The following is a 19,251-nucleotide window of genomic DNA, read 5'->3' on the forward strand; positions in this document are numbered from 1 at the left end:
AGTAAGGACTGGCCGAGAATCTCTGCCGGGACTGTTGCAGGCCGGGTTACCCGTGCGTAGCGTCCCCCATCAGCGAGTGCGGCCGACGGAATCGCCGCCGCGTTCCGGGAAGAACGATTTCCTGACCCGCAGCAGGTTTTCTTCGGGTAAACCACCGATCGAGATTTGGCAAGCGGGTCAACTTGAGCACGTCAACTCCAAGAAGGGAACGGCCCGTGCACAGGATCGGCAAGACCACCATCGCAGTGGCAGGCGCGCTCGTCGCGGCGGTCGGATTCGCGGCGAGCCCGGCCGCGGCGGCCGGGACGTGGACCGCGACCCCGGGCGGTGCGTGGACGGCGAAGGCGACCTCCCCGGTGCTGACCGACAACTCCACCGGCACCCAGCTGAACTGTTCCTCCTCCAGCGCTGCGGGCACTCTGCAGAGCGGTTCGGGCCTCTCCGGCACCGGGATATCCTCCATCACCTCGGTGGCCTGGGCCAGCTGCACCGGTCCGATCGGCATCACCTTCAGCGTCACCTCCCAGGGCACGCCGTGGGCGCTCAACGCCGTCAGCTACAACGCCACCACCGGTGTCACCACGGGAACGATCACCGGCGTGAAGGCCCACATCAGCGGCGCCGGCTGCACTGCGGACTTCGGCGGTGCGACGGCGGGCAGCACGGCCACCCTCAACGCCACCTACACCAACTCCACCAGGACGCTGGCCGTCAGCGGCGGCAACCTGCACGCCTACAACGTCTCCGGCAGCTGCCTCGGTCTGCTGAACAGCGGCGACGCGGCCACCTACACCGCCAAGTACGTCCTCAACTCGGCTCAGACCATCACCTCGCCGTGACGCGAGTCGGCACACGGCTCGGCACACGGCTTGTGACGCGACTTGTGACGCGAGTCGTTACCGAGTCGTGAGCCCGGCCGGAAGGCCGGCCGAGAAGTGAGAGCTCGACCGTGGGGCTCTGCGGTCCGGATCGCCGGGCCGCAGGGCCCTGTCGGAATGCTCAGCGGAGGACAATCCTCCGCAGCTGATTTGTCATCGGTTGACAAAGAACAGCGGTCCCGGCGAACCCGCCGAACATTCCGGTGTGAGATCACTTGCCGCCGCTTGTTACCCGGACGTAGTGTCCGGCCTCCCGAACGAGTTCGCCCCCGATTCCTTTATCCCGCCGTACGGTGCGGCGATTTCCCGCGCTCGTACGTCGAACCTGTCCGAGGAGTACGGCACATGAGGCATGCAGTCGGCCGGCGCCGCACCGCGCGGCCCGCAGTGGTCGCAGCGGCCATGCTGGCGGCGGGGCTTGTGCTGGCGCAGGTCGCGGTGGGGGAGCAGGACGGGAAGGTGTCCGCGTCGTACAGCTGCTCCCTGCCTTCGGGGGCGCAGCGGGTCACGGTCGGGTTCAGCCAGGCGTATCCGGCGGCGGCTTTCGGCCAACGGCAGGTACAGCCGGGGAAGTTGACGGTCACGGTGAGCCTCCCCCGGGAGGCGGTGGCGGCGCTGCTACCCGCCGGGGCCTCGGCGGTGGCGGCTTCGGGTGCGCTCACCGCGCTGATCTCGCAGGGGAGTTCGGTCCGGGAGGTGTCCTGGGGCGAACTGACGGCGGCCGAGGTGCCGGTGGCGGGCACGGGGGAGCTGACGTTCACCCTGAGCGGTCCGGTGCCCTCGGTGACGGCGGCGGACGGCGCGGGGTCGGTGGGTTTCGCGGCGGGCGAGCTCCGGCTGGAGCTGCGGGCCGGGCAGGCGGCCGGAAGCGGGATCCCGGTCACCTGTGCACCGCCTGCGGGTGCGGCGGCCGTGCTCGGGACGGTACCGGTGGGCTCGTCGTCGGCCGATCCCTCGTCCGGCCCGTCGGCGGGGGCGAGCGGGGCGACCGGCCGGAGCCCGAGCCGGAGCCCGAGCCCGGGGCTGAGTTCGAGTCCGGGAGTGACCGCGCCGTCCGGTCCGGCGCCGGCCCCGGGTGCGGCGCGCGGGGCAGTCCCGGTCCGGCCGGCGGATGCGACACCGGAGGACTGCCAGCCGGTGCCGACCGCCGCGCTGGACCCGGAGTTCCTGCCGCCGCTGCCCGATCCCGAGCACGACAAGGTCTTCCCGGCGCCGGGGTCCCCGCCGATGCCCGAGAACGCGGCCTGCGGCTATGCGGTCGGCTACGCCAACATCACCAAGCTCGGCCAGGCTTCGCTCATCAACGATCCGGCGGCCTCCCCGGCGCTGGTCCGGGTCAACGCGAGCCGCCGGCTGGCGTTCCAGAACCTGGACGACTACCCGCACTACATGGAGGTCGACTCGGTCGGGTCGCTGCAACTGCCCGCGGCCCGGGCGACGTTCCTGACCTACGGCTTCATGCCGACCACCGCGAAGCTGGAGTTGAAACCGGTCGGCGGGCTGACCATCGTCGCGATCGGGAACGCCTTCTGGAACGAGCCGATCGAGTTCGCCATCTACGGCTACCAGTCGATGCGGATCTCCGATGTGAAGATCAACGGGACGCCGCTGGACGTGGGTCCCGACTGCACGACGGCCCAGCCGGTCAAGCTGGCCCTGCGCGGACGGCAGGACAGCTTCCTGCCGGGCGGCGGGGACGGCAAGCCGGACTACTCGCTGCAGGGCGGCGGCCCGATCTCCCAGAAGGACCTCTACATTCCGCCCTTCACCGGTTGCGGCACCGGCGGTGACAACCTCGATGCCCTGTTCACGGCGGCGGTTTCGGGGCCGGACAACTCGCTGAACCTGGAGCAGGGCCCGCTCTGCTTCCCCTCGACCGATGACCCGTCGGACCCCAAGTGCGCGCCGGTCGTGATGCCGTCGCTGCCCCATCGCCGGTGACCAGGGAGGTGCCATGGGAATCGAAGTCGTCGTCGAGGGCCTGACGAAGTCCTTCGGCGGACAGACCGTCTGGCAGGACGTGACGCTCACCCTGCCGCCCGGTGAGGTCAGCGTGATGCTCGGCCCCTCGGGCACCGGCAAGACCGTGTTCCTGAAGTCGGTGATCGGCCTGCTCAAGCCCGAGCGGGGCCGGGTGCTGGTCAACGGGGTGGACATGGTGCGCAGTCCCGAGCAGGACATCTTCGAGGCCCGCAAGCTGTTCGGGCTGATGTTCCAGGACGGCGCGCTGTTCGGGTCGATGAACCTCTTCGACAACGTCGCCTTCCCGCTGCGGGAGCACACCCGCAAGAAGGAGACGGAGATCCGCCGGATCGTGATGGAGCGGATGGAGATGGTCGGCCTGGTCGGCGCGGAGGCCAAACTGCCCGGGGAGATCTCCGGCGGGATGCGCAAACGCGCGGGGCTGGCACGGGCGCTGGTGCTCGATCCGCAGATCGTGCTGTGCGACGAGCCGGACTCGGGGCTCGACCCGGTGCGCACCTCGTACCTGTCGCAGCTGCTGATCGACCTGAACGCGCAGACCGACGCCACCATGCTGATCGTCACCCACAACCTGGACATCGCCGCCACCGTGCCCGACAACCTGGGCATGCTGTTCCGGCGGAACCTGGTCGGCTTCGGGCCCCGGGAGCTGCTGCTGACCAGCGAGGAGCCGGTGGTGCAGCAGTTCCTCAGCGGACGCCGGGCCGGACCGATCGGGATGTCGGAGGAGAAGGACCAGGCGACGCTCGCGCTGGAGCGGCGCAGCGGGGAGCCCGCGATCGAGGCCCGCCCGGTCGCCGCCCAGTTGCAGCCCTCGCCGGGACTGCCCGAGCGCCGTGCGGTGCAGCAGCGGCGGCAGCGCGTCCTGGCGATGTGGGACCAGCTCACCCCCGCCGCCCGGCGCGCGGTCCAGGCACAGGGGGAGCCGGTATGAGCCTGCCCGGGATCCCGCTGACCGGCGCGCTGCGCGAGACCGGACGGCTGTTCGCGCTCTCCGCGACCACCGTCCGGGACACCTTCCGGCGGCCGTTCCAGGTGCGCGAGCTGATCGAGCAGTTCTGGTTCGTCGCCAGCGTGACCATCCTGCCGGCCGCGCTGGTGTCGATCCCGTTCGGTGCCGTGATCGCCCTCCAGGTCGGCTCCCTGGCACAGCAGTTGGGGGCGCAGTCGTTCACCGGCGGCGCCAGTGTGCTGGCGGTGATCCAGCAGGCCAGCCCGCTGATCGTGGCCCTGCTGATCGCGGGCGCGGGCGGCTCGGCGATCTGTGCCGACCTCGGCTCCCGGAAGATCCGCGAGGAGCTGGACGCGATGGAGGTGATGGGCGTCTCGCCGATCCAGCGGCTCATCGTGCCGCGGGTGCTGGCGACCATGCTGGTGGCCGTCCTGCTCAACGGCCTGGTCTCGGTGGTCGGCACGCTCGGCGGCTACTTCTTCAACGTGATCCTCCAGCACGGCACCCCGGGCGCGTACCTGTCCAGCTTCTCCGCCCTCGCCCAGCTGCCCGACCTGTACATCAGCGAGTTCAAGGCCCTGGTCTTCGGCTTCATCGCGGGTGTGGTCGCCGCCTACCGGGGCCTCAACCCCAAGGGCGGCCCGAAGGGGGTCGGGGACGCGGTCAACCAGTCGGTGGTGATCACCTTCCTGCTGCTCTTCCTGGTGAACACCGTACTGACCGCCCTCTACCTGCAACTCGTCCCGCAGAAGGGGGCCTGAGCCGATGAGCCTGCTCGACCGCGACAAGCCCGCGGCCCGGGTGCGCCGGCCACTGGCCTGGCTGGACGAGACCGGTGACCACCTGCTCTTCCACCTCGCCGCGGTGCTCTGGATTCCGCGCACCCTGCACCGGTACCTCAGGGAGGTGCAACGCCTGCTCGCCGAGGTCGCGTTCGGCAGCGGCGGCCTCGGCGTCATCGGCGGCACCGTCGGCGTGATGATCGGGATGACCGCCGCCACCGGCACCGTGGTCGGCCTCCAGGGCTATGCGGCGATGAACCAGCTCGGCACCACCGCGTTCACCGGCTTCATCTCCGCCTACTTCAACACCCGTGAGATCGCCCCGCTGGTCGCCGGCCTCGCCCTCTCCGCCACCGTCGGCGCGGGCTTCACCGCGCAGCTCGGCGCGATGCGGATCAACGAGGAGGTGGACGCCCTGGAGGGAATGGGTATCCGCAGCCTGCCGTACCTGGTCAGCACCAGGATCATCGCGGGCGTGGTCGCGCTCGTGCCGCTGTACGGGGTGGGGCTGCTGAGTTCGTACGTCGCCTCGCGCTTCGTCACCGTCTTCGTCAACGGCCAGTCGCAGGGCACCTACGACCACTACTTCAACCTCTTCCTCTCCCCGTCCGACGTGCTGCTCTCCACCCTCAAGGTGCTGATCTTCAGCGTGATCGTGATCCTTGCGCACTGCTACTACGGCTACCACGCCAAGGGCGGCCCGGCCGGGGTCGGCGTCGCCGTCGGGCGGTCCGTGCGGAACGCGATCGTGATCATCAGCATCACCGACTTCCTGCTCAGCCTGGCCATCTGGGGTGCCACCACCACCGTGCGGGTGGCCGGATGAACGCGCCCCGGGGCGGCGTCGCACGCCGCAGAACGGCCGGGGTGGCGTTCCTGATGGCACCCGTCCTGCTGGCCTGGCTGGCCGTCGCCGTCTACGACAAGGACTTCACCGACAGCGACACCGTCGTGGTGGAGACCGGCAGCATCGGCAACGAGATGCACCTGGGCGCCGACGTGAAGCTGCGCGGCGTCGTGGTCGGCCAGGTCCGGAAGATCAGCGCGGACGGCGACGGCGCACGGCTCACCCTCGCCATCGACCCCGCCAGGATCGGGCGGATACCCGCCGACGTCAGCGCCCAGATGCTGCCCACCACCCTGTTCGGCGAGCGCTTCGTCGCGCTCGTCCCGGGCGGGACCTCCGGCGGCCGCGCGCTCGCGGCGGGCGCCACCATCGGGCAGGACCGCTCCTCCGACGCCGTCGAACTCCAGCAGGTGCTCGACCACCTGCTGCCGCTGCTCACCGCCGTCCAGCCGCAGAAGCTGGCCGCCACGCTGAACGCCGTCGCCACCGCACTCGACGGCCGGGGCAGCCAACTGGGCGAAACCCTGAGGCAGTTGGACTCCTACCTGCAGAAGCTCAACCCCGAACTGCCCGCCCTCACCGACGACATCCAGCAGCTGGTCAAGGTCAGCCAGGTCTACGGCGACGCCGCGCCCGAGATCGTCCAGGCACTCACCGACCTCACCCGCACCAGCGGCACCATCGCGGAACAGCAGGCGAACCTCGACACCCTGTACGGCCGGACCACGGGCACCGCACAGGAGTTGACCTCCTTCCTGCAACGCAACAAGGACAACCTGATCCGCCTGACCACCGACAGCAGGGCCACGCTCCAACTCCTGGCGAAGTACGCGCCGTCCTTCCCCTGCACCCTGCAGACCCTCGCCGACTTCGTCCCCGTCATGGACAAGGCCCTCGGCAAGGGCACCGACGAGCCGGGACTGCACGTCACCGTCAGCACCGTCGCCTCGCGCGGCGCCTACCAGGCCGGCCGGGATACCCCCGTGTACCGGGCGACCGGCGGACCGCACTGCTACGCCCTGCCCTACACCGGGCGCACCGTCGCACCCACCCCGGCGGCCGACCAGACCCTCGGACTGCCCAACTCCCCGCAGGAGAACCAGCTGGTGAACGAGCTCCTGGCCCCCGGGATGAACGCGAAGGCAGCGGACCTGCCCGACTGGAGCAGCCTGCTGCTCGGGCCCGTGCTGCGCGGCGCGGAGGTGACCCTGAAGTGAAACGCCGCAGCCTCGCCGGGCCGCTCGCCAAGTCGCTGGCCTTCGTCCTGGTCACCACCCTCTCCACCGCCGTGCTGGCCCTGGGCATCGCCAACACCGCGATCGGCGACACCGTCGGCTACGACGCCAGGTTCACCGACACCACCGGACTCGCCACCGGTGACAGCATCCGCATCGCCGGGGTCAAGGTCGGCCAGGTGGACCGCATCGGTGTGGTCGACCGCCGGATCGCCGAGGTGCACTTCTCGGTCCGCCGGGACCGGCCGCTGCCCGCCTCGGTCACCGCCTCGGTCAAGTACCTCAACCTGGTGGGCCAGCGCTACATCGACCTCCAGCAGGGCCCCGGACCGCTCGGTGCGACCCTGAAGCCCGGCACCACCATCCCGCTGGACCGCACCACCCCGGCGCTCGACCTCACCCAGCTGTTCAACGGCTTCCAGCCGCTGTTCCAGGGCCTGTCCCCGAACGAGGTCAACCAGCTGGCCGGGGAGATCGTCCAGGTCCTCCAGGGCGAGGGCGGCACCGTGCAGAGCCTGCTGCGCAGCGTCGGCTCGCTGACCACCACCCTGGCCGGCAAGGACCAGGTGATCGGACAGGTCATCGACAACCTCAACTCCGTGCTGAGCACCGTGAACTCGCACGAGTCCGGCCTCACCGACCTGGTGACCGCCCTGCAGCAGCTGGTCACCGGCTTCAACGCCGACCGGCAGCCGATCGGCCGGTCCATCAGCGCCATCGCCGAGCTCACCACCAGCACCGCCGGACTGCTCCAGGACGGCCGCGCACCGCTGAAGGACTCCATCGCCCAGCTCGGCGCGCTGTCCGCCAACCTCGCCGACGGCACACCGCAGCTGGAGGACTTCCTGCAGAAGACCCCCCGGAAGCTGCGCGCGGTCGGCAGGATCGCCTCCTACGGCTCCTGGCTCAACCTCTACCTCTGCGAGGCCACGGTGTCCGGCGTCACCACCTCGGACGGCAGCAAGGCACCCACCGGCATCACCGTCACCGAGCCGAGGTGCCGAGGATGAAGGGCCCGCTGTTCACCCCGCTGCGCCACCGCAACCCCGTCGCCGTCGGCGCCGTCGGACTGCTGCTGATCGCACTGCTCGGGGCCGGGGTCACCTACGCCGACGACCTGCCGCTGATCGGCGGCGGCACCGACTACCGCGCCGACTTCACCGAGGCGGCCGGGCTGCGCCCCGGCAACGAGGTGCGGATCGCCGGGGTCAAGGTCGGCAAGGTGACCACCGTCGCCCTGGACGGCGCCAAGGTCGAGGTCGGCTTCCGGGTCGAGAACGCCTGGATCGGCGACGCCAGCACCGCCGCGATCGGCATCAAGACCCTGCTCGGCGAGAAGTACCTGGCCGTCGACCCGCTCGGATCCGGCAGACAGAACCCCGCCAGCCGGATCCCGGCCAGCCGCACCACCTCGCCCTACGACGTCAACAAGGCCTTCGACGGCCTCGGGCAGACCCTCGGCGCCCTGGACACCAAGCAGCTCGCGCAGAGCTTCCAGACCATCGCCGACACCTTCAAGGACACCCCCGCCTCCGTGCGCAGCGCCGCCGACGGCCTCTCCGCCCTGTCCAGGACCATCGCGAGCCGCGACAGCCGGCTCGCCGAACTGCTCTCCGGCAGCCGGAAGCTGACCACCACCCTGGCCGGCCAGAACGGGCGCTTCGAGCAGCTGCTCGCCGACGGCGACCAGCTGCTCGGCGAACTCCAGCGCCGCCGCGACGCCATCCACCAACTGCTGCTCGGCACCCAGAGCCTGAGCACCCAGCTCAGCGGGCTGGTCGCCGACAACGAGCGAGAGCTGGCGCCCACCCTGACCGCGCTCGACCGGGTCACCACCGTGCTGCTCGCCAACCGGGACGGCCTCGACCAGGCACTCGCCCTGGTCGGGCCGTACTACCGGCTGGTGGGCAACACGGTCGGCAGTGGCCGCTGGTTCGACGGCTACCTCTGCGGGGTCGTCCCCAGGAACTACCTGCCCACCGGGTCCCAGCCCGCCACCGGCTGCATGCCGCCCAAGCCGCAAGGGGGCAACTAGTGCTCACCGTACGGCAGCGCCTGACCGCCGCCGGGGCCGCGGCCGTGGTCGCCGTCGGCGCCGTGGTCCTCGTCCTGCCCGGCGACGACGGCAAGCACCTCACCGCGTACTTCGACCACACCGTCGGCGTCTACGCCGGGTCCGACCTGCGGGTGCTCGGAGTGAAGGTCGGCACGGTGGACTCCATCCGGCCACAGGGCACGCGGGTCAGGGTCACCATGACCCTCGACCGGGGCGTGCCCGTCCCCGCCGACGCGCACGCCCTGGTGGTGGCGCCGAGCGTGGTCTCCGACCGCTACATCCAGCTCACTCCCGCCTGGACCGGCGGACCGCAGATCAGTGACCACGCCGAGATCCCCGCCGACCGGACCGGGACCCCGGTCGAGATCGACCAGCTCTACCAGAGCATCACCCGGCTCTCCGACGCCCTCGGTCCGAACGGAGCCAACGCCACCGGGGCGCTCTCCCGGCTGCTCGACGTCGGCGCGCGGAACCTCGACGGCAACGGACCGGCGATGGGACAGGCGATCGGTCAACTCGGCCAGGCCACCCGCACGCTGTCCGACCACCGCGACGACCTGTTCGCCATGCTGACCGAACTCCAGTCCTTCACCACCATGCTGAAGAACAACGACGACAAGGTGCGCTCGGCCACCGACCGACTCGCCACCGTCAGCGGCTTCCTGGCCGACGACAAGGAGAACCTCGGCGCCGCGCTCCAGCAACTCGCCACCGCGCTGGGTCAGGTGAAGACCTTCATCCAGGACAACCGCAGCAGGCTCAGGACGAGTGTGGACCGGCTCGCACCGATCACCCAGACCCTGGTCGACCAGCGGGCCTCCCTCGCCGAACTCCTCGACACCGTGCCGCTCGCCGCCGGCAACGTCCTGAACGCCTATGACCCGGCGCACGGCACCATCGACGGCCGGGCGAACCTCAACGAGCTCAGCATGGGACTGCCGCTGCCGCTGCCGTTCCCGGCGACCGGGAGCACGACGACGGGGAGCACGCCCGGCGGCGCCGCGACCGGAACCACGACCGGTACCAGCCCGCAGGAGGCCGGCCGATGAGAACAGCAGTCGTCGCAGCCACCGCGCTCGTCCTGGGAGCGGTCCTGACCGGCTGTTCGACAGGTTTCAGCGGCGGCATCCAGGACCTGCCGCTGCCCGGCGGCGCCGACCTCGGCAGCCACCCGTACGAGGTCAAGGCGCAGTTCGCCGACGTCCTCAGCCTGGTGCCGCAGGCCTCGGTCAAGGTCAACGACGTCGCGGTGGGCCGGGTCACCGGGATCACGCTCGCAGCCGACGACTGGACCGCCGTGGTCACCATGCGGATCAACGGCTCGGTCCGGCTGCCCGCCAACGCCTACGCCCAGCTGGAACAGTCCAGCCTGCTGGGCGAGAAGTACGTCCAGCTCTCCACGCCCCCGCGCGGCGAGAGCGCGCAGGGCGAGCTGCGCAGCGGTGCGGTCATCCCGCTCGACCGGACCAACCGCAACGCCGAGGTCGAGGAGGTCTTCGGGGCGCTGTCGATGCTCCTCAACGGCGGCGGCATCCAGCAACTGCACACCATCAACGTCGAGTTGAACAAGGCACTGACCGGAAACGAGCCGCAGCTGCGCTCGATGCTCGGGCAGCTCGACACCCTGGCCGGCCAACTCGACGCGCACCGCAAGGACATCACCGACGCCCTCGACGGCATCGACCGGCTCTCCGCCACCCTGGCCGGCCGCAACCGGCAGATCGGCACCGTGCTCACCGATCTGAGTCCCGGGCTCAAGGTGCTCGAACAGCAGCGCAGTTCGCTGGTCACCATGCTCCGGTCGCTGGACACCCTCTCCGGAGTCGCCGTCGACACCGTCAACCGCAGCAAGGACGACATGGTGGCCGGCCTCAAGGCACTCGCGCCGACCCTGCAACGGCTCGCCGCCGCCGGAAAGGCGCTGCCGGACTCACTGCAGGTACTGGCCACCTACCCCTTCACCGACGAGGTGCTGCGCGGGGTCAAGGGCGACTACCTCAACGTCTACCTCTCGATGACCGCCGCACCCGGGACGCAGATCATCCCGGCCCTCGACCCCGACGACAACGCCGACCCGCCCGCCCCGCCGCCGCCCGCCGACGGCCTGGCCCACCTGCCGCTGCCGCTGCCCCCGCTCGCCGCCGGAGGGCCGAGCGGTGCGCCCACGGAACAGCCGAGCGGTACACCGACGGGCCAGCCGACGGTACAGCCGAGCCCAGGCGGTACGTCCGCCGGAAGGGGGCAGTGATGCTCACCCTCGCCACCCGGCTGAAGAACCTCGCCTTCCTGCTCATCGCGGTGCTCGTGCTGGGCTTCATCGCGGTCCGCTACGCCGACCTCGGACGGTACGCGGGCCTGCGCGGCTACTACTCCGTCCAGGTCCGACTCGCCCAGACCGGCGGCCTGTTCGAGCACGCCAACGTCACCTACCGGGGGGTCTCGGTCGGCCGGGTCGGGCCGATCCGGCTCACCCCCGACGGCGTCGAGGCCGAGCTGCGGATCTCCGACTCCGCGCCACGCATCCCGGCCCGGCTCCAGGCGGTGGTGGCCGACCTCTCCGCCGTCGGCGAGCAGTACATCGACCTGCGGCCGAGCAGCGACGCCGGGCCCTACCTGGAGAACGGTTCGATCGTCGCGCGCCAGGACACCAGCACCCCCGCGCCCGTCACCAACCTGCTGACCAGCCTGGACACCCTGACCACCTCGGTCCCGCTCCAGTCGCTGCGCACGGTGGTGGACGAACTCGGCAAGACCTTCGCCGGGCAGGGCGCCAACCTCCAGACGCTGCTGGACAACAGCAACAGCTTCCTGAAGGCCGCCGACCAGGCGCTGCCCGGCAACACCGTCCTGATCAACGACGGGCGTACCGTGCTGCACACCCAGGCCGACGAGGCCGACGCGATCCGCTCCTTCGCCGACGGGGCGAGCCAACTCGCCGCCCAGCTCGGCAAGTCCGACACCGACCTGCGCCGCGTGATCGCCAACGCACCGCTCGCCGCCGGACAGGTCACCGCCCTGGTCAAGGACCTCGACCCGAGCCTCAGCGTGGTGCTCGCCAATCTGCTCACCACCTCCGACCTCGCCGTCACCCGGCAGCACGGCATCGAGGAACTCCTGGTCCGGCTGCCGCAGGTGGCCGCCGCCGGAGCGACCGCCGTGGACGACGGCGGCGCCCACGTCGGGATGGCGCTGACCTTCTTCTCCCCGCTGCCCTGCACCGCCGGATACGGCGGCACCGGCTACCGCAACGGCCTCGACACCGGTACCGGACCGGCCCTCAACACCGCTGCCCGCTGCACCAGTCCGCCCGGTACCGGGATCGACGTACGCGGCTCCGCCAACGCGCCCACCGGCGGCGTGCCGACACCGGCTAGGCCGGGCACCGCGGCGGCCGCAGGCACCGCCGGTACGGGCGGCTCGGACCGGACGCCCGCTGCCGCGCTGCCCGGCGCACTGGCACTGCCCGCGCTGCCGGGCGCTGCGCCGAACGGCCTCGCCGGACTGCTCGGACTGGAGGACACCGCCCGATGAGCCACCGCATCCGGTGGGCGACCGCGATCGTCGCCGTCCTGTTCTGCGCCGCCTCCGGCTGGTGGTACGCGCAGACCGGGGACGACCCCCGGCTCCGCCGCGCCGAGGCACGGGACTCCGCGCTGGCCGACGGCCGGGCAGAGCTGGCCCGGCTGAACAGCATCGACGCCAAGGACTCCGCCGCCGGCCTGCGGCAGTGGCTGGACGCGACCACCGGCGTGCTCCACGACCAGCTGCGGAGCAGCAGCGGCGCGGACGGCGCAGCGGTGGCCAAGGCCGGCACCTCCGCCCGGGGGACCGTCACGGACGCCGCCGTCACCGAGCTCGACACCCGCGCGGGGACGGCACGCCTGATCGCCACCGTGCAGGTCGAGTTGACGCCGTTGTCGGGCGGGACGGCGACCGGCACCACCGGTACCGATCGCAAGCGCTTCGAGGCGGGCCTGGCCCGCACCCCCGACGGCTGGAAGGTCACCTCGCTCACCGCCGTACCCGTCGGCGCGAGCTGACCCGGGAGGACCCCGCAGATGACCACCGAAGTTCCGGCCGACGAGGCCCCGGCTGCCGAGGCCCCGGACCCCGAACTGTCGCCTGCCGACGAGGCGTCCGTCGACGAGGTGCCTTCCCACGAGGTGCCCGCCGCCGTCCGGTGGCGCCGCCGGCTCGCCTGGGGGGCGATCGGCGCCCTGCTGCTCGGCGGCGGAGGCTTCCTGTACGCAGGCGTCGAGGCCCGGGACGCCCCGGCGGCCGCCAACCGGGCGCTCACCGACTCCGCCGCCACCGATGCCGTGATCGCGGAGGTGGGCAGTGCGCTCGCCAAGGTCCTCTCGTACAGCACCGGGGACACCGCAGCCACCGCGCAGGCGGCCCGCGCGTTGCTGGACGGGCCGGCCGCCACCCAGTACCAGCAGCTGTTCGCGCAGGTGCAGCAGCGGGCGCCGGAGCAGCAGCTGATCCTCAGCACCCGGGTGGTACGGGTCGGGGTGGTGCAACTGGAAGGCGATCAGGCGCAGTTGCTGGTGTTCCTCGACCAGACCGCGCAGCGCAAGGAACGGCAGGCCACCATGGTGGCCGCCCAGCTCTCGGTGACGGCCCACCGCAAGGACGGCCACTGGCGGATCACCGAGCTCAAGTCCCGTTGATTCCGGTGTGGGGAGACGAATGATGGCAGTACGCAGGCCGGGCGCGCCGAGGAGTCCGCTGTCGGCGGTGGCCACCGGGCTGGCCGCGCTGGCGGCGGTCCTGGCGGCCTGGTCGGGCTGGTCCTGGTATGCGGCGGCGCACGACGGCACCGCCGCCTTCGCGCAGGACCGGGACCGGGTGCTCGCGGTGGGCGAGCAGGCCGTGCAGAACATGAACACCCTCGACCACGCCGACCTCTCGCACGGCCTGGACATCTGGGAGAGCTCGACCACCGGCGATCTGCACAGCCAACTGGTGCAGGGCCGGGCCGAGTTCACCAAGCAGGTGCAGCAGGCGCAGACGGTGACCACCGCCAAGGTGCTGTCGGGCGCGGTGACCGAGCTGGATGACCGGGCGGGCCGGGCGAGCGTGATGGTGGCGCTGCGGATCGCCGTCGCGGCACCGAAGAACACCCCGGCCACCAAGGAGGCCAGGATGCTCGCCGAACTCACCCGCACCGGCGACGGCTGGAAGCTCAGCGCCCTCGGCCAGGCGCCGATGGGCGACAGCGCCGCCAACCCGTAGCCCCCGTCGAGAAGTTCCGGTGCGCGCCGCCGCATGCGAGAGGACCAGTGCAGATGTCCACCACCCGTCACCTGATCAACCGTCAGCGTCGCCTGGCAGCCTCCGCCGCGCCGTCCCGTCCCGTCCGTACGCCCGGGGCGCCCGAGCGTCGTGCGGGCGTCGACCCCGAGCCCGATGTGGTGGCCGAGCCCGGCACGGTGGCGGAGGTGGCCGATGCTCCCGGGCGTCGCGGCCGGGTGCGCTGGCCGGCCGTACTCGCCGTGCTCACCCTGCTGCTGGGTGGTTTCGCCGCCTGGTCGGCCGCCCGTGCGGCCGACCTGCGCGACGGCTCGCCGGCCAAGAACGCGGCGCTCGCCGACGCCGCCCGGACCAGCGAGGTCAAAGGCACCGTCTCGCAGGCGGTCAACACCCTCTTCTCGTACAACTACGCCGACACCGCGCGTACCGACGACGCGGCAAAGCGGCTGCTGATCGGCCAGGCCGTACAGCAGTACGCGACCATGCTCGCCGAGGTCCGCAAGCAGGGGCCGCAGCAGAAGATGGTCCTGACCACGACCGTCACCAATGCCGGGGTGGTCGCGATCGACGGGGACCGGGCGCGGCTGCTGATCTACGCGGACCAGCGCAACACCGGCACCGCTCAACCGGCCAAGTCCGCTGCGGCCGCTGCCGACCCGTCGAAGTCCGACACCGGCACCGCCTACTCGCCCGCGATGTTCGCGGTGGACGTGGTTCACCGGGACGGCACCTGGAAGATCTCCGACATCGACACCTTCGGCCGCTGAGCGACCGGCTGCCCCTCGCTCCTCAGACAGTGCAACAGGGCCGATGGTAGGGGGAGTTAGGGGGATCGGCCGGCCCGGCCCCTGTCGTAGTCTGCGAGCCATCCGGCCTGGTCGGCCGTGTGTCCACCGGTACGACCCGGCCGCAGCTCACTCTCGGGATCCACGAACAGGGAGGTCCGCGTGGCAGCGGTACTCATCACCGGTTGCAGCAGCGGGATCGGTCTGGAGACGGCACTCGCATTCGCCCGACGAGGGGACCGTACCTACGCCACGATGCGGAACCCGGCCAAGGCCGACCGGCTCGGGGAGCGCGCCCGCGCGGCGGGCCTCGACATCGAGGTGCTGGCCCTGGACGTCACCGACGACGCCTCCGTGGCAGCGGCGGTACGGACCGTGGAGGAGCGGCACGGGGCGATCGACGTCCTGGTGAACAACGCCGGGATCGACTACAACGGCGCCGTCGAGGCCGCCCCCATCGAGCAGGCCAGGGCGGTGCTGGAGACCAACTTCTGGGGGCCGCTGCGCACCATCCGCGCTGCCCTCCCGGCCATGCGGGCCAACGGTGGCGGGGTCATCGTCAACGTCAGCTCGCTGGCGGGCCGGATCTGGGCAGTGCCCTACGGCGGGTTCTACGCGGCCAGCAAGTCCGGGCTCGGCTCCATCAGCGAGGCCCTCGCCGGAGAGGTGGCGCAGTTCGGCGTCCGCGTGGTCTCCATCGAGCCGGGCAGCTTCGTCACGGACGTCCACTCGAACGCGGCCACCCGGGAGGTGTCCGAGGGCGACCCGTACGCGGCGGACGAGGCCTGGCTGGCCCGGTTCCTGGCGCGCATCGGCGAGGGGGCCGGGGAGCCCGGCGTGGTCGCGGACGCCATCGTCGCGGCCGTGGAGAACCCCGGCACGCCGCTGCACACGCTGGTCGGCCAGGAGACCGAGATGGCGATGGAGCTCGTCGGCAAGGCCGGTTTCGACGAGTGGCTGCCGCAGTTCGTCCAGGCGGCCGAGAGCATCGCCGGCCCCCGGCCCGTCTGACCCAGCCCACCTGACCCCGGCCCGTCCGGTCCGGCCGTCAGCGGACGAAGCGGGCCAGCAGCGTGGCCCGGTGCAGCGCCGTCTCCAGCGGGCCGCGCCGGAACCGGCGGGTCCAGCCCCAGGCCAGTGCCAGGGCCAGTGCGCTGAATCCTGCCAGCAGCAGCGCCGGTGAGTCGGGCAGCTGCTCCCCGCCCAGGGCCTCGATCAGCACGATGTGCCCGACGTACACGGACAGCGAGAGCGCGCCCACGGCAACGACCGACGCCACCGGCAGGCTGGCGCCGACCGAGGGCCGCCGCGCCAGCAGTGCGGTGCAGGCGACGAGGATGCTCAGCGCGACGCCGAGGGCGCCGAGGATCTCGAAGGTGGTCCCGCTGTGCGGGGCGGCGGTCAGCAGCCCGGCCGGCTGGGAGGTGTCCACGGTGCCGTCCTCGGGGCCGTCCCACCAGTTCACGTTCGCCGGGACGAGCCGGCAGGCCAGCCAGGCGCCGCCGTAGCCGACGGCGATCAGTGCCGCTCCCGTGGCGGCCAGCCGGGAGCGTACCCGGGGGGCGGTCAGGTCGAGCCGCCCGAGGGCCATGCCCGCGAGCACGAACGGCATCCAGGTGAGTGCCGGGTAGCTGCCGGTGAGCAGCAGGGCGAGCAGCCCCTCGCCGCTGAGGTGGGCGATCGGGTCGAGAGCGGTGAGCGGGCCCGTCCAGTCCCGGGCCTCCAGCCCGGTCCTGAGCACGAAGGAGAGCTGCGGTCCGATCAGGGCCCAGCCCAGCGCGGCGGCGGCCAGCGGTCCGGCCGCCAGCCGGGCCAGCGGCAGGGCCAGCAGGAAGTAGACGCCGTAGTAGGCGAGGATCACCGCGACGGGGGTGTCCAGCGCGGTCAGGGCACTGCCGGCGGCCAGCAGGACGAGCGCCCGCAGCGCGATCCTGGCCGCGGCCTGCCGGCCGTCGCGGCCGACTCGCGGGCTGCGCCCTGCGATCAGCGCCAGGGAGACGCCGGCCAGCATCGCGAACAGGGCGGAGGCGCGCCCGTGCGCGAACTGTGCGGCCAGGCCGATCGGCCCGTCCTCGTCCTGGGCCGGCCCGACGTGGGCGGCGAACATGCCGAGTACGGCCAGGCCGCGCGCCAGATCGAGGCCGAGCAGACGTCCCGGGGAGGCCGAACTCGGCTGACCGGTCGGGTGGTTGGTGACGGTGTCAGCGGACATGAACCAAGTCTTGGGCCTCTACGGGCCAGTACGTACGCCGCAAGGAGGGGAAGTGCCCCTGTCGATCGACGGGGCGTGCGGCGTGGCGGCGTGCGCCGTCGAGGCGTGTGCCGCCGAGACATGTGCCGCCAAGGACATGTGCAACTAGTTGCATAAGCGCGCTCGCCCGCCCTACCGTGAGGTGACACTTCGCGCGAGGAGGCGCTGGATGACCGCGTACCCCCACCTGCTGAGCCCGCTCGACCTGGGGTTCACCACACTGCCCAACCGGGTGCTGATGGGATCGATGCACGTCGGCCTGGAGGAGGCGCCCGGCGGTTTCGAGCGGATGGGCGAGTTCTACGCCGCCCGGGTCCGTGGCGGTGTCGGGCTGATCGTCACCGGCGGCATCGCCCCGAACGAGGAGGGCCGTCCGTGGGGCGGCGGGGCCAAGCTGACCACCGAGGAGGAGACGGCGCAGCACGCCGTCGTCACCGCCGCCGTGCACCGTGAGGGCGGCCGGATCGCCATGCAGATCCTGCACTTCGGCCGCTACGCCCACCACCCCGACCTGGTGGCACCCAGCGCGCTCCAGGCGCCGATCAGCCCGTTCACCCCGCGCGCGCTCACCGAGGAGGAGGTGGAGCGGACCATCGAGGACTTCGTCCGCGCCGCCGGACTCGCCCGGCACGCCGGGTACGACGGTGTCGAGATCATGGGCTCCGAGGGCTACCTGGTCAACGAGTTCATCGCCGCCGCCACCAACCGGCGCGAGGACCGCTGGGGCGGCTCGTACGAGAACCGGATGCGCTTCCCGGTCGAGATCGTCCGCCGGGTCCGCGAGCGGCTCGGGCCGGACTTCATCGTCATCTACCGGCTCTCCATGCTCGACCTGGTGCCCGGCGGCTCCACCCTGGACGAGGTGATCACCCTCGCCAAGGCGATCGAGGCGGCCGGTGCGACCATCATCAACACCGGCATCGGCTGGCACGAGGCGCGCATCCCCACCATCGCCACGTCCGTGCCGCGCGGCTCGTTCGCCTGGGTCACCAAGAAGGTGATGGGCGCCGTCCGGATCCCGCTGGTCACCAGCAACCGGATCAACACCCCCGAGATCGCCGAGCAGCTGCTCGCCGACGGCCACGCCGACATGGTCGCCCTCGCCCGTCCGCTGCTCGCCGACCCGGACTTCGTCGCCAAGACCGAACGCGGCCGGGCCGAGACCATCAACACCTGCATCGGCTGCAACCAGGCCTGCCTGGACCACACCTTCAGCGGCCGGATCACCTCCTGCCTGGTCAACCCCCGCGCCTGCCACGAGACCGAGCTGGTGCTCAGCCCCACCCGCCGCCGCAAGCGGATCGCCGTCGTCGGCGCCGGACCCGCCGGTCTCGCGCTCGCGGTCAGCGCCGCCGAGCGCGGCCACGCCGTCACCCTGTACGACGCGGCCGGCGAGATCGGCGGGCAGCTCAACATCGCCCGCCAGGTGCCCGGCAAGGAGGAGTTCGACGAGACCCTGCGGTACTTCCGCCACCGGCTCGAAGCCGAGCAGGTCGAGCTGCGGCTCGGCACCCTGGTCACCGCCGACACCCTCACCGCCGAGGGCTACGACGAGATCGTGCTCGCCACCGGGGTCACGCCGCGCACGCCCGCGATCCCCGGCATCGACCACCCCAGCGTGGTGAGCTACCTGGACGTGCTCCGCGACAAGGCCGAGGTCGGCGAACGGGTGGCGATCCTCGGTGCCGGCGGCATCGGCTTCGACGTCGCCGCGTACCTCACCGACCCCGGCGACGGCGCCGCGCTCGACCGGGCGGCCTTCCACCGCCAGTGGGGCATCGACACCGACTACCGCGCCCCCGGCGGCCTGCGGGCACCGGCCAGGGCCGCCGCGCCGCGCAGCGTCCACCTGCTCCAGCGCAAGACCAGCAAGGTCGGCGCAGGGCTCGGCAAGACCACCGGCTGGATCCACCGCACCGAACTGCGCCACCGTGGCGTCACCATGCTCTCCGGCGTCACCTACCGGCGGATCGACGACGCCGGACTGCACATCACCGTGGACGGCCGTGAGGAGACCGTCCCCGTCGACACCGTGGTGGTCTGCACCGGACAGGAACCCCGGCGCGAGCTGTACGAGGCCCTGCTCGCCCTGGGGGCCCGGCCGCACCTGATCGGCGGTGCCGACCTGGCCGCCGAACTCGACGCCAAGCGCGCCATCGACCAGGGCACCCGGCTCGCGGCCACGCTCTGATCCCGAGCGTCCGTAGGATGCCTCCTGACCGCCGT

General features: G+C 71.8%; 18 protein-coding genes. 17 read left to right on the top strand and 1 reads right to left on the bottom strand.

The genetic code is table 11. From position 1 onward, the window contains the following. Positions 1-215 precede the first annotated feature (215 nt). The 16 genes from UK12_RS10040 to UK12_RS10115 all read left to right on the top strand — a co-directional run bounded on the left by UK12_RS10040 (position 216) and on the right by UK12_RS10115 (position 15,785). Positions 216-839 (top strand): hypothetical protein, encoded by a 624-nt coding sequence (locus UK12_RS10040; protein WP_045301949.1) that lies wholly within the window; start codon positions 216-218, stop codon positions 837-839. Between the two features lie 384 nt (positions 840-1,223). Next, positions 1,224-2,819: a DUF6801 domain-containing protein gene (locus tag UK12_RS10045; protein WP_045301952.1), complete on the top strand. Its 1,596-nt coding sequence runs from the start codon at positions 1,224-1,226 to the stop codon at positions 2,817-2,819. 13 nt (positions 2,820-2,832) lie between these two features. Continuing rightward, the gene (locus UK12_RS10050) at positions 2,833-3,795 is read left to right on the top strand and encodes an ABC transporter ATP-binding protein (protein ID WP_045301954.1); all 963 of its coding nucleotides are present in this window, start codon (positions 2,833-2,835) and stop codon (positions 3,793-3,795) included. Then, positions 3,792-4,574, top strand: a complete 783-nt coding sequence (locus UK12_RS10055; RefSeq protein WP_045301956.1) for an MlaE family ABC transporter permease — start codon at positions 3,792-3,794, stop codon at positions 4,572-4,574. Before UK12_RS10050 ends, UK12_RS10055 begins: the two co-directional genes overlap by 4 nt. Positions 4,575-4,578: 4 nt before the next feature. Beyond that, complete coding sequence (locus tag UK12_RS10060) at positions 4,579-5,421, top strand: MlaE family ABC transporter permease (protein ID WP_045301958.1); 843 nt, start codon at positions 4,579-4,581, stop codon at positions 5,419-5,421. Beyond that, entirely contained in the window at positions 5,418-6,659 is a 1,242-nt protein-coding gene (locus UK12_RS10065; RefSeq protein WP_045301960.1) for an MCE family protein, read from the top strand. The genes UK12_RS10060 and UK12_RS10065 overlap by 4 nt, the downstream gene beginning before the upstream one ends. Further along, a complete protein-coding gene (locus UK12_RS10070; protein ID WP_045301962.1) occupies positions 6,656-7,687 on the top strand; it encodes an MCE family protein in 1,032 nt (343 codons plus the stop codon). The genes UK12_RS10065 and UK12_RS10070 overlap by 4 nt, the downstream gene beginning before the upstream one ends. Continuing rightward, entirely contained in the window at positions 7,684-8,712 is a 1,029-nt protein-coding gene (locus tag UK12_RS10075) for an MCE family protein (RefSeq protein ID WP_045301964.1), read from the top strand. Before UK12_RS10070 ends, UK12_RS10075 begins: the two co-directional genes overlap by 4 nt. Then, on the top strand, positions 8,712-9,782 hold the full coding sequence (locus UK12_RS10080; protein WP_052681775.1) for an MCE family protein: 1,071 nt from the start codon (positions 8,712-8,714) through the stop codon (positions 9,780-9,782). The genes UK12_RS10075 and UK12_RS10080 overlap by 1 nt, the downstream gene beginning before the upstream one ends. Beyond that, a complete protein-coding gene (locus UK12_RS10085; protein WP_045301965.1) occupies positions 9,779-10,981 on the top strand; it encodes an MCE family protein in 1,203 nt (400 codons plus the stop codon). The genes UK12_RS10080 and UK12_RS10085 overlap by 4 nt, the downstream gene beginning before the upstream one ends. Continuing rightward, a complete protein-coding gene (locus tag UK12_RS10090; protein ID WP_045301966.1) occupies positions 10,981-12,264 on the top strand; it encodes an MlaD family protein in 1,284 nt (427 codons plus the stop codon). The genes UK12_RS10085 and UK12_RS10090 overlap by 1 nt, the downstream gene beginning before the upstream one ends. Beyond that, positions 12,261-12,773, top strand: a complete 513-nt coding sequence (locus UK12_RS10095) for a hypothetical protein (protein WP_045301968.1) — start codon at positions 12,261-12,263, stop codon at positions 12,771-12,773. Before UK12_RS10090 ends, UK12_RS10095 begins: the two co-directional genes overlap by 4 nt. A gap of 18 nt (positions 12,774-12,791) precedes the next feature. Continuing rightward, the gene (locus UK12_RS10100) at positions 12,792-13,406 is read left to right on the top strand and encodes a nuclear transport factor 2 family protein (RefSeq protein WP_052681776.1); all 615 of its coding nucleotides are present in this window, start codon (positions 12,792-12,794) and stop codon (positions 13,404-13,406) included. 22 nt (positions 13,407-13,428) lie between these two features. Continuing rightward, on the top strand, positions 13,429-13,971 hold the full coding sequence (locus UK12_RS10105; RefSeq protein ID WP_045302035.1) for a nuclear transport factor 2 family protein: 543 nt from the start codon (positions 13,429-13,431) through the stop codon (positions 13,969-13,971). Between the two features lie 53 nt (positions 13,972-14,024). Continuing rightward, entirely contained in the window at positions 14,025-14,756 is a 732-nt protein-coding gene (locus UK12_RS10110) for a hypothetical protein (protein WP_045301970.1), read from the top strand. Positions 14,757-14,936: 180 nt separating this feature from the next. Then, positions 14,937-15,785, top strand: coding sequence for an SDR family oxidoreductase (locus UK12_RS10115; RefSeq protein ID WP_045301972.1), 849 nt, complete (start codon positions 14,937-14,939; stop codon positions 15,783-15,785). A 37-nt stretch (positions 15,786-15,822) separates the two neighbouring features. Here UK12_RS10115 and UK12_RS10120 read toward each other — a convergent pair whose 3' ends face one another. After that, positions 15,823-16,986 (bottom strand): heparan-alpha-glucosaminide N-acetyltransferase domain-containing protein, encoded by a 1,164-nt coding sequence (locus tag UK12_RS10120; protein ID WP_045301974.1) that lies wholly within the window; start codon positions 16,984-16,986, stop codon positions 15,823-15,825. Positions 16,987-17,194: 208 nt separating this feature from the next. Here UK12_RS10120 and UK12_RS10125 point away from each other — a divergent pair, with 208 nt between their 5' ends. Then, positions 17,195-19,216 (top strand): NADPH-dependent 2,4-dienoyl-CoA reductase, encoded by a 2,022-nt coding sequence (locus UK12_RS10125; RefSeq protein WP_045301976.1) that lies wholly within the window; start codon positions 17,195-17,197, stop codon positions 19,214-19,216. Positions 19,217-19,251 lie beyond the last annotated feature (35 nt).

This window comes from Saccharothrix sp. ST-888 (assembly GCF_000955975.1).
Classification (GTDB): domain Bacteria; phylum Actinomycetota; class Actinomycetes; order Streptomycetales; family Streptomycetaceae; genus Kitasatospora.

Excerpts from the sequence above, each read along its gene's own strand:
- UK12_RS10045 (WP_045301952.1), top strand. The coding sequence starts at position 1,224 with ATGAGGCATGCAGTCGGCCGGCGCCGCACCGCGCGGCCCGCAGTGGTC.
- UK12_RS10050 (WP_045301954.1), top strand. The coding sequence starts at position 2,833 with ATGGGAATCGAAGTCGTCGTCGAGGGCCTGACGAAGTCCTTCGGCGGA.
- UK12_RS10055 (WP_045301956.1), top strand. The coding sequence starts at position 3,792 with ATGAGCCTGCCCGGGATCCCGCTGACCGGCGCGCTGCGCGAGACCGGA.
- UK12_RS10060 (WP_045301958.1), top strand. The coding sequence starts at position 4,579 with ATGAGCCTGCTCGACCGCGACAAGCCCGCGGCCCGGGTGCGCCGGCCA.
- UK12_RS10065 (WP_045301960.1), top strand. The coding sequence starts at position 5,418 with ATGAACGCGCCCCGGGGCGGCGTCGCACGCCGCAGAACGGCCGGGGTG.
- UK12_RS10075 (WP_045301964.1), top strand. The coding sequence starts at position 7,684 with ATGAAGGGCCCGCTGTTCACCCCGCTGCGCCACCGCAACCCCGTCGCC.
- UK12_RS10085 (WP_045301965.1), top strand. The coding sequence starts at position 9,779 with ATGAGAACAGCAGTCGTCGCAGCCACCGCGCTCGTCCTGGGAGCGGTC.
- UK12_RS10090 (WP_045301966.1), top strand. The coding sequence starts at position 10,981 with ATGCTCACCCTCGCCACCCGGCTGAAGAACCTCGCCTTCCTGCTCATC.
- UK12_RS10095 (WP_045301968.1), top strand. The coding sequence starts at position 12,261 with ATGAGCCACCGCATCCGGTGGGCGACCGCGATCGTCGCCGTCCTGTTC.
- UK12_RS10100 (WP_052681776.1), top strand. The coding sequence starts at position 12,792 with ATGACCACCGAAGTTCCGGCCGACGAGGCCCCGGCTGCCGAGGCCCCG.
- UK12_RS10105 (WP_045302035.1), top strand. The coding sequence starts at position 13,429 with ATGGCAGTACGCAGGCCGGGCGCGCCGAGGAGTCCGCTGTCGGCGGTG.
- UK12_RS10110 (WP_045301970.1), top strand. The coding sequence starts at position 14,025 with ATGTCCACCACCCGTCACCTGATCAACCGTCAGCGTCGCCTGGCAGCC.
- UK12_RS10120 (WP_045301974.1), bottom strand. The coding sequence starts at position 16,986 with ATGTCCGCTGACACCGTCACCAACCACCCGACCGGTCAGCCGAGTTCG.
- UK12_RS10125 (WP_045301976.1), top strand. The coding sequence starts at position 17,195 with ATGACCGCGTACCCCCACCTGCTGAGCCCGCTCGACCTGGGGTTCACC.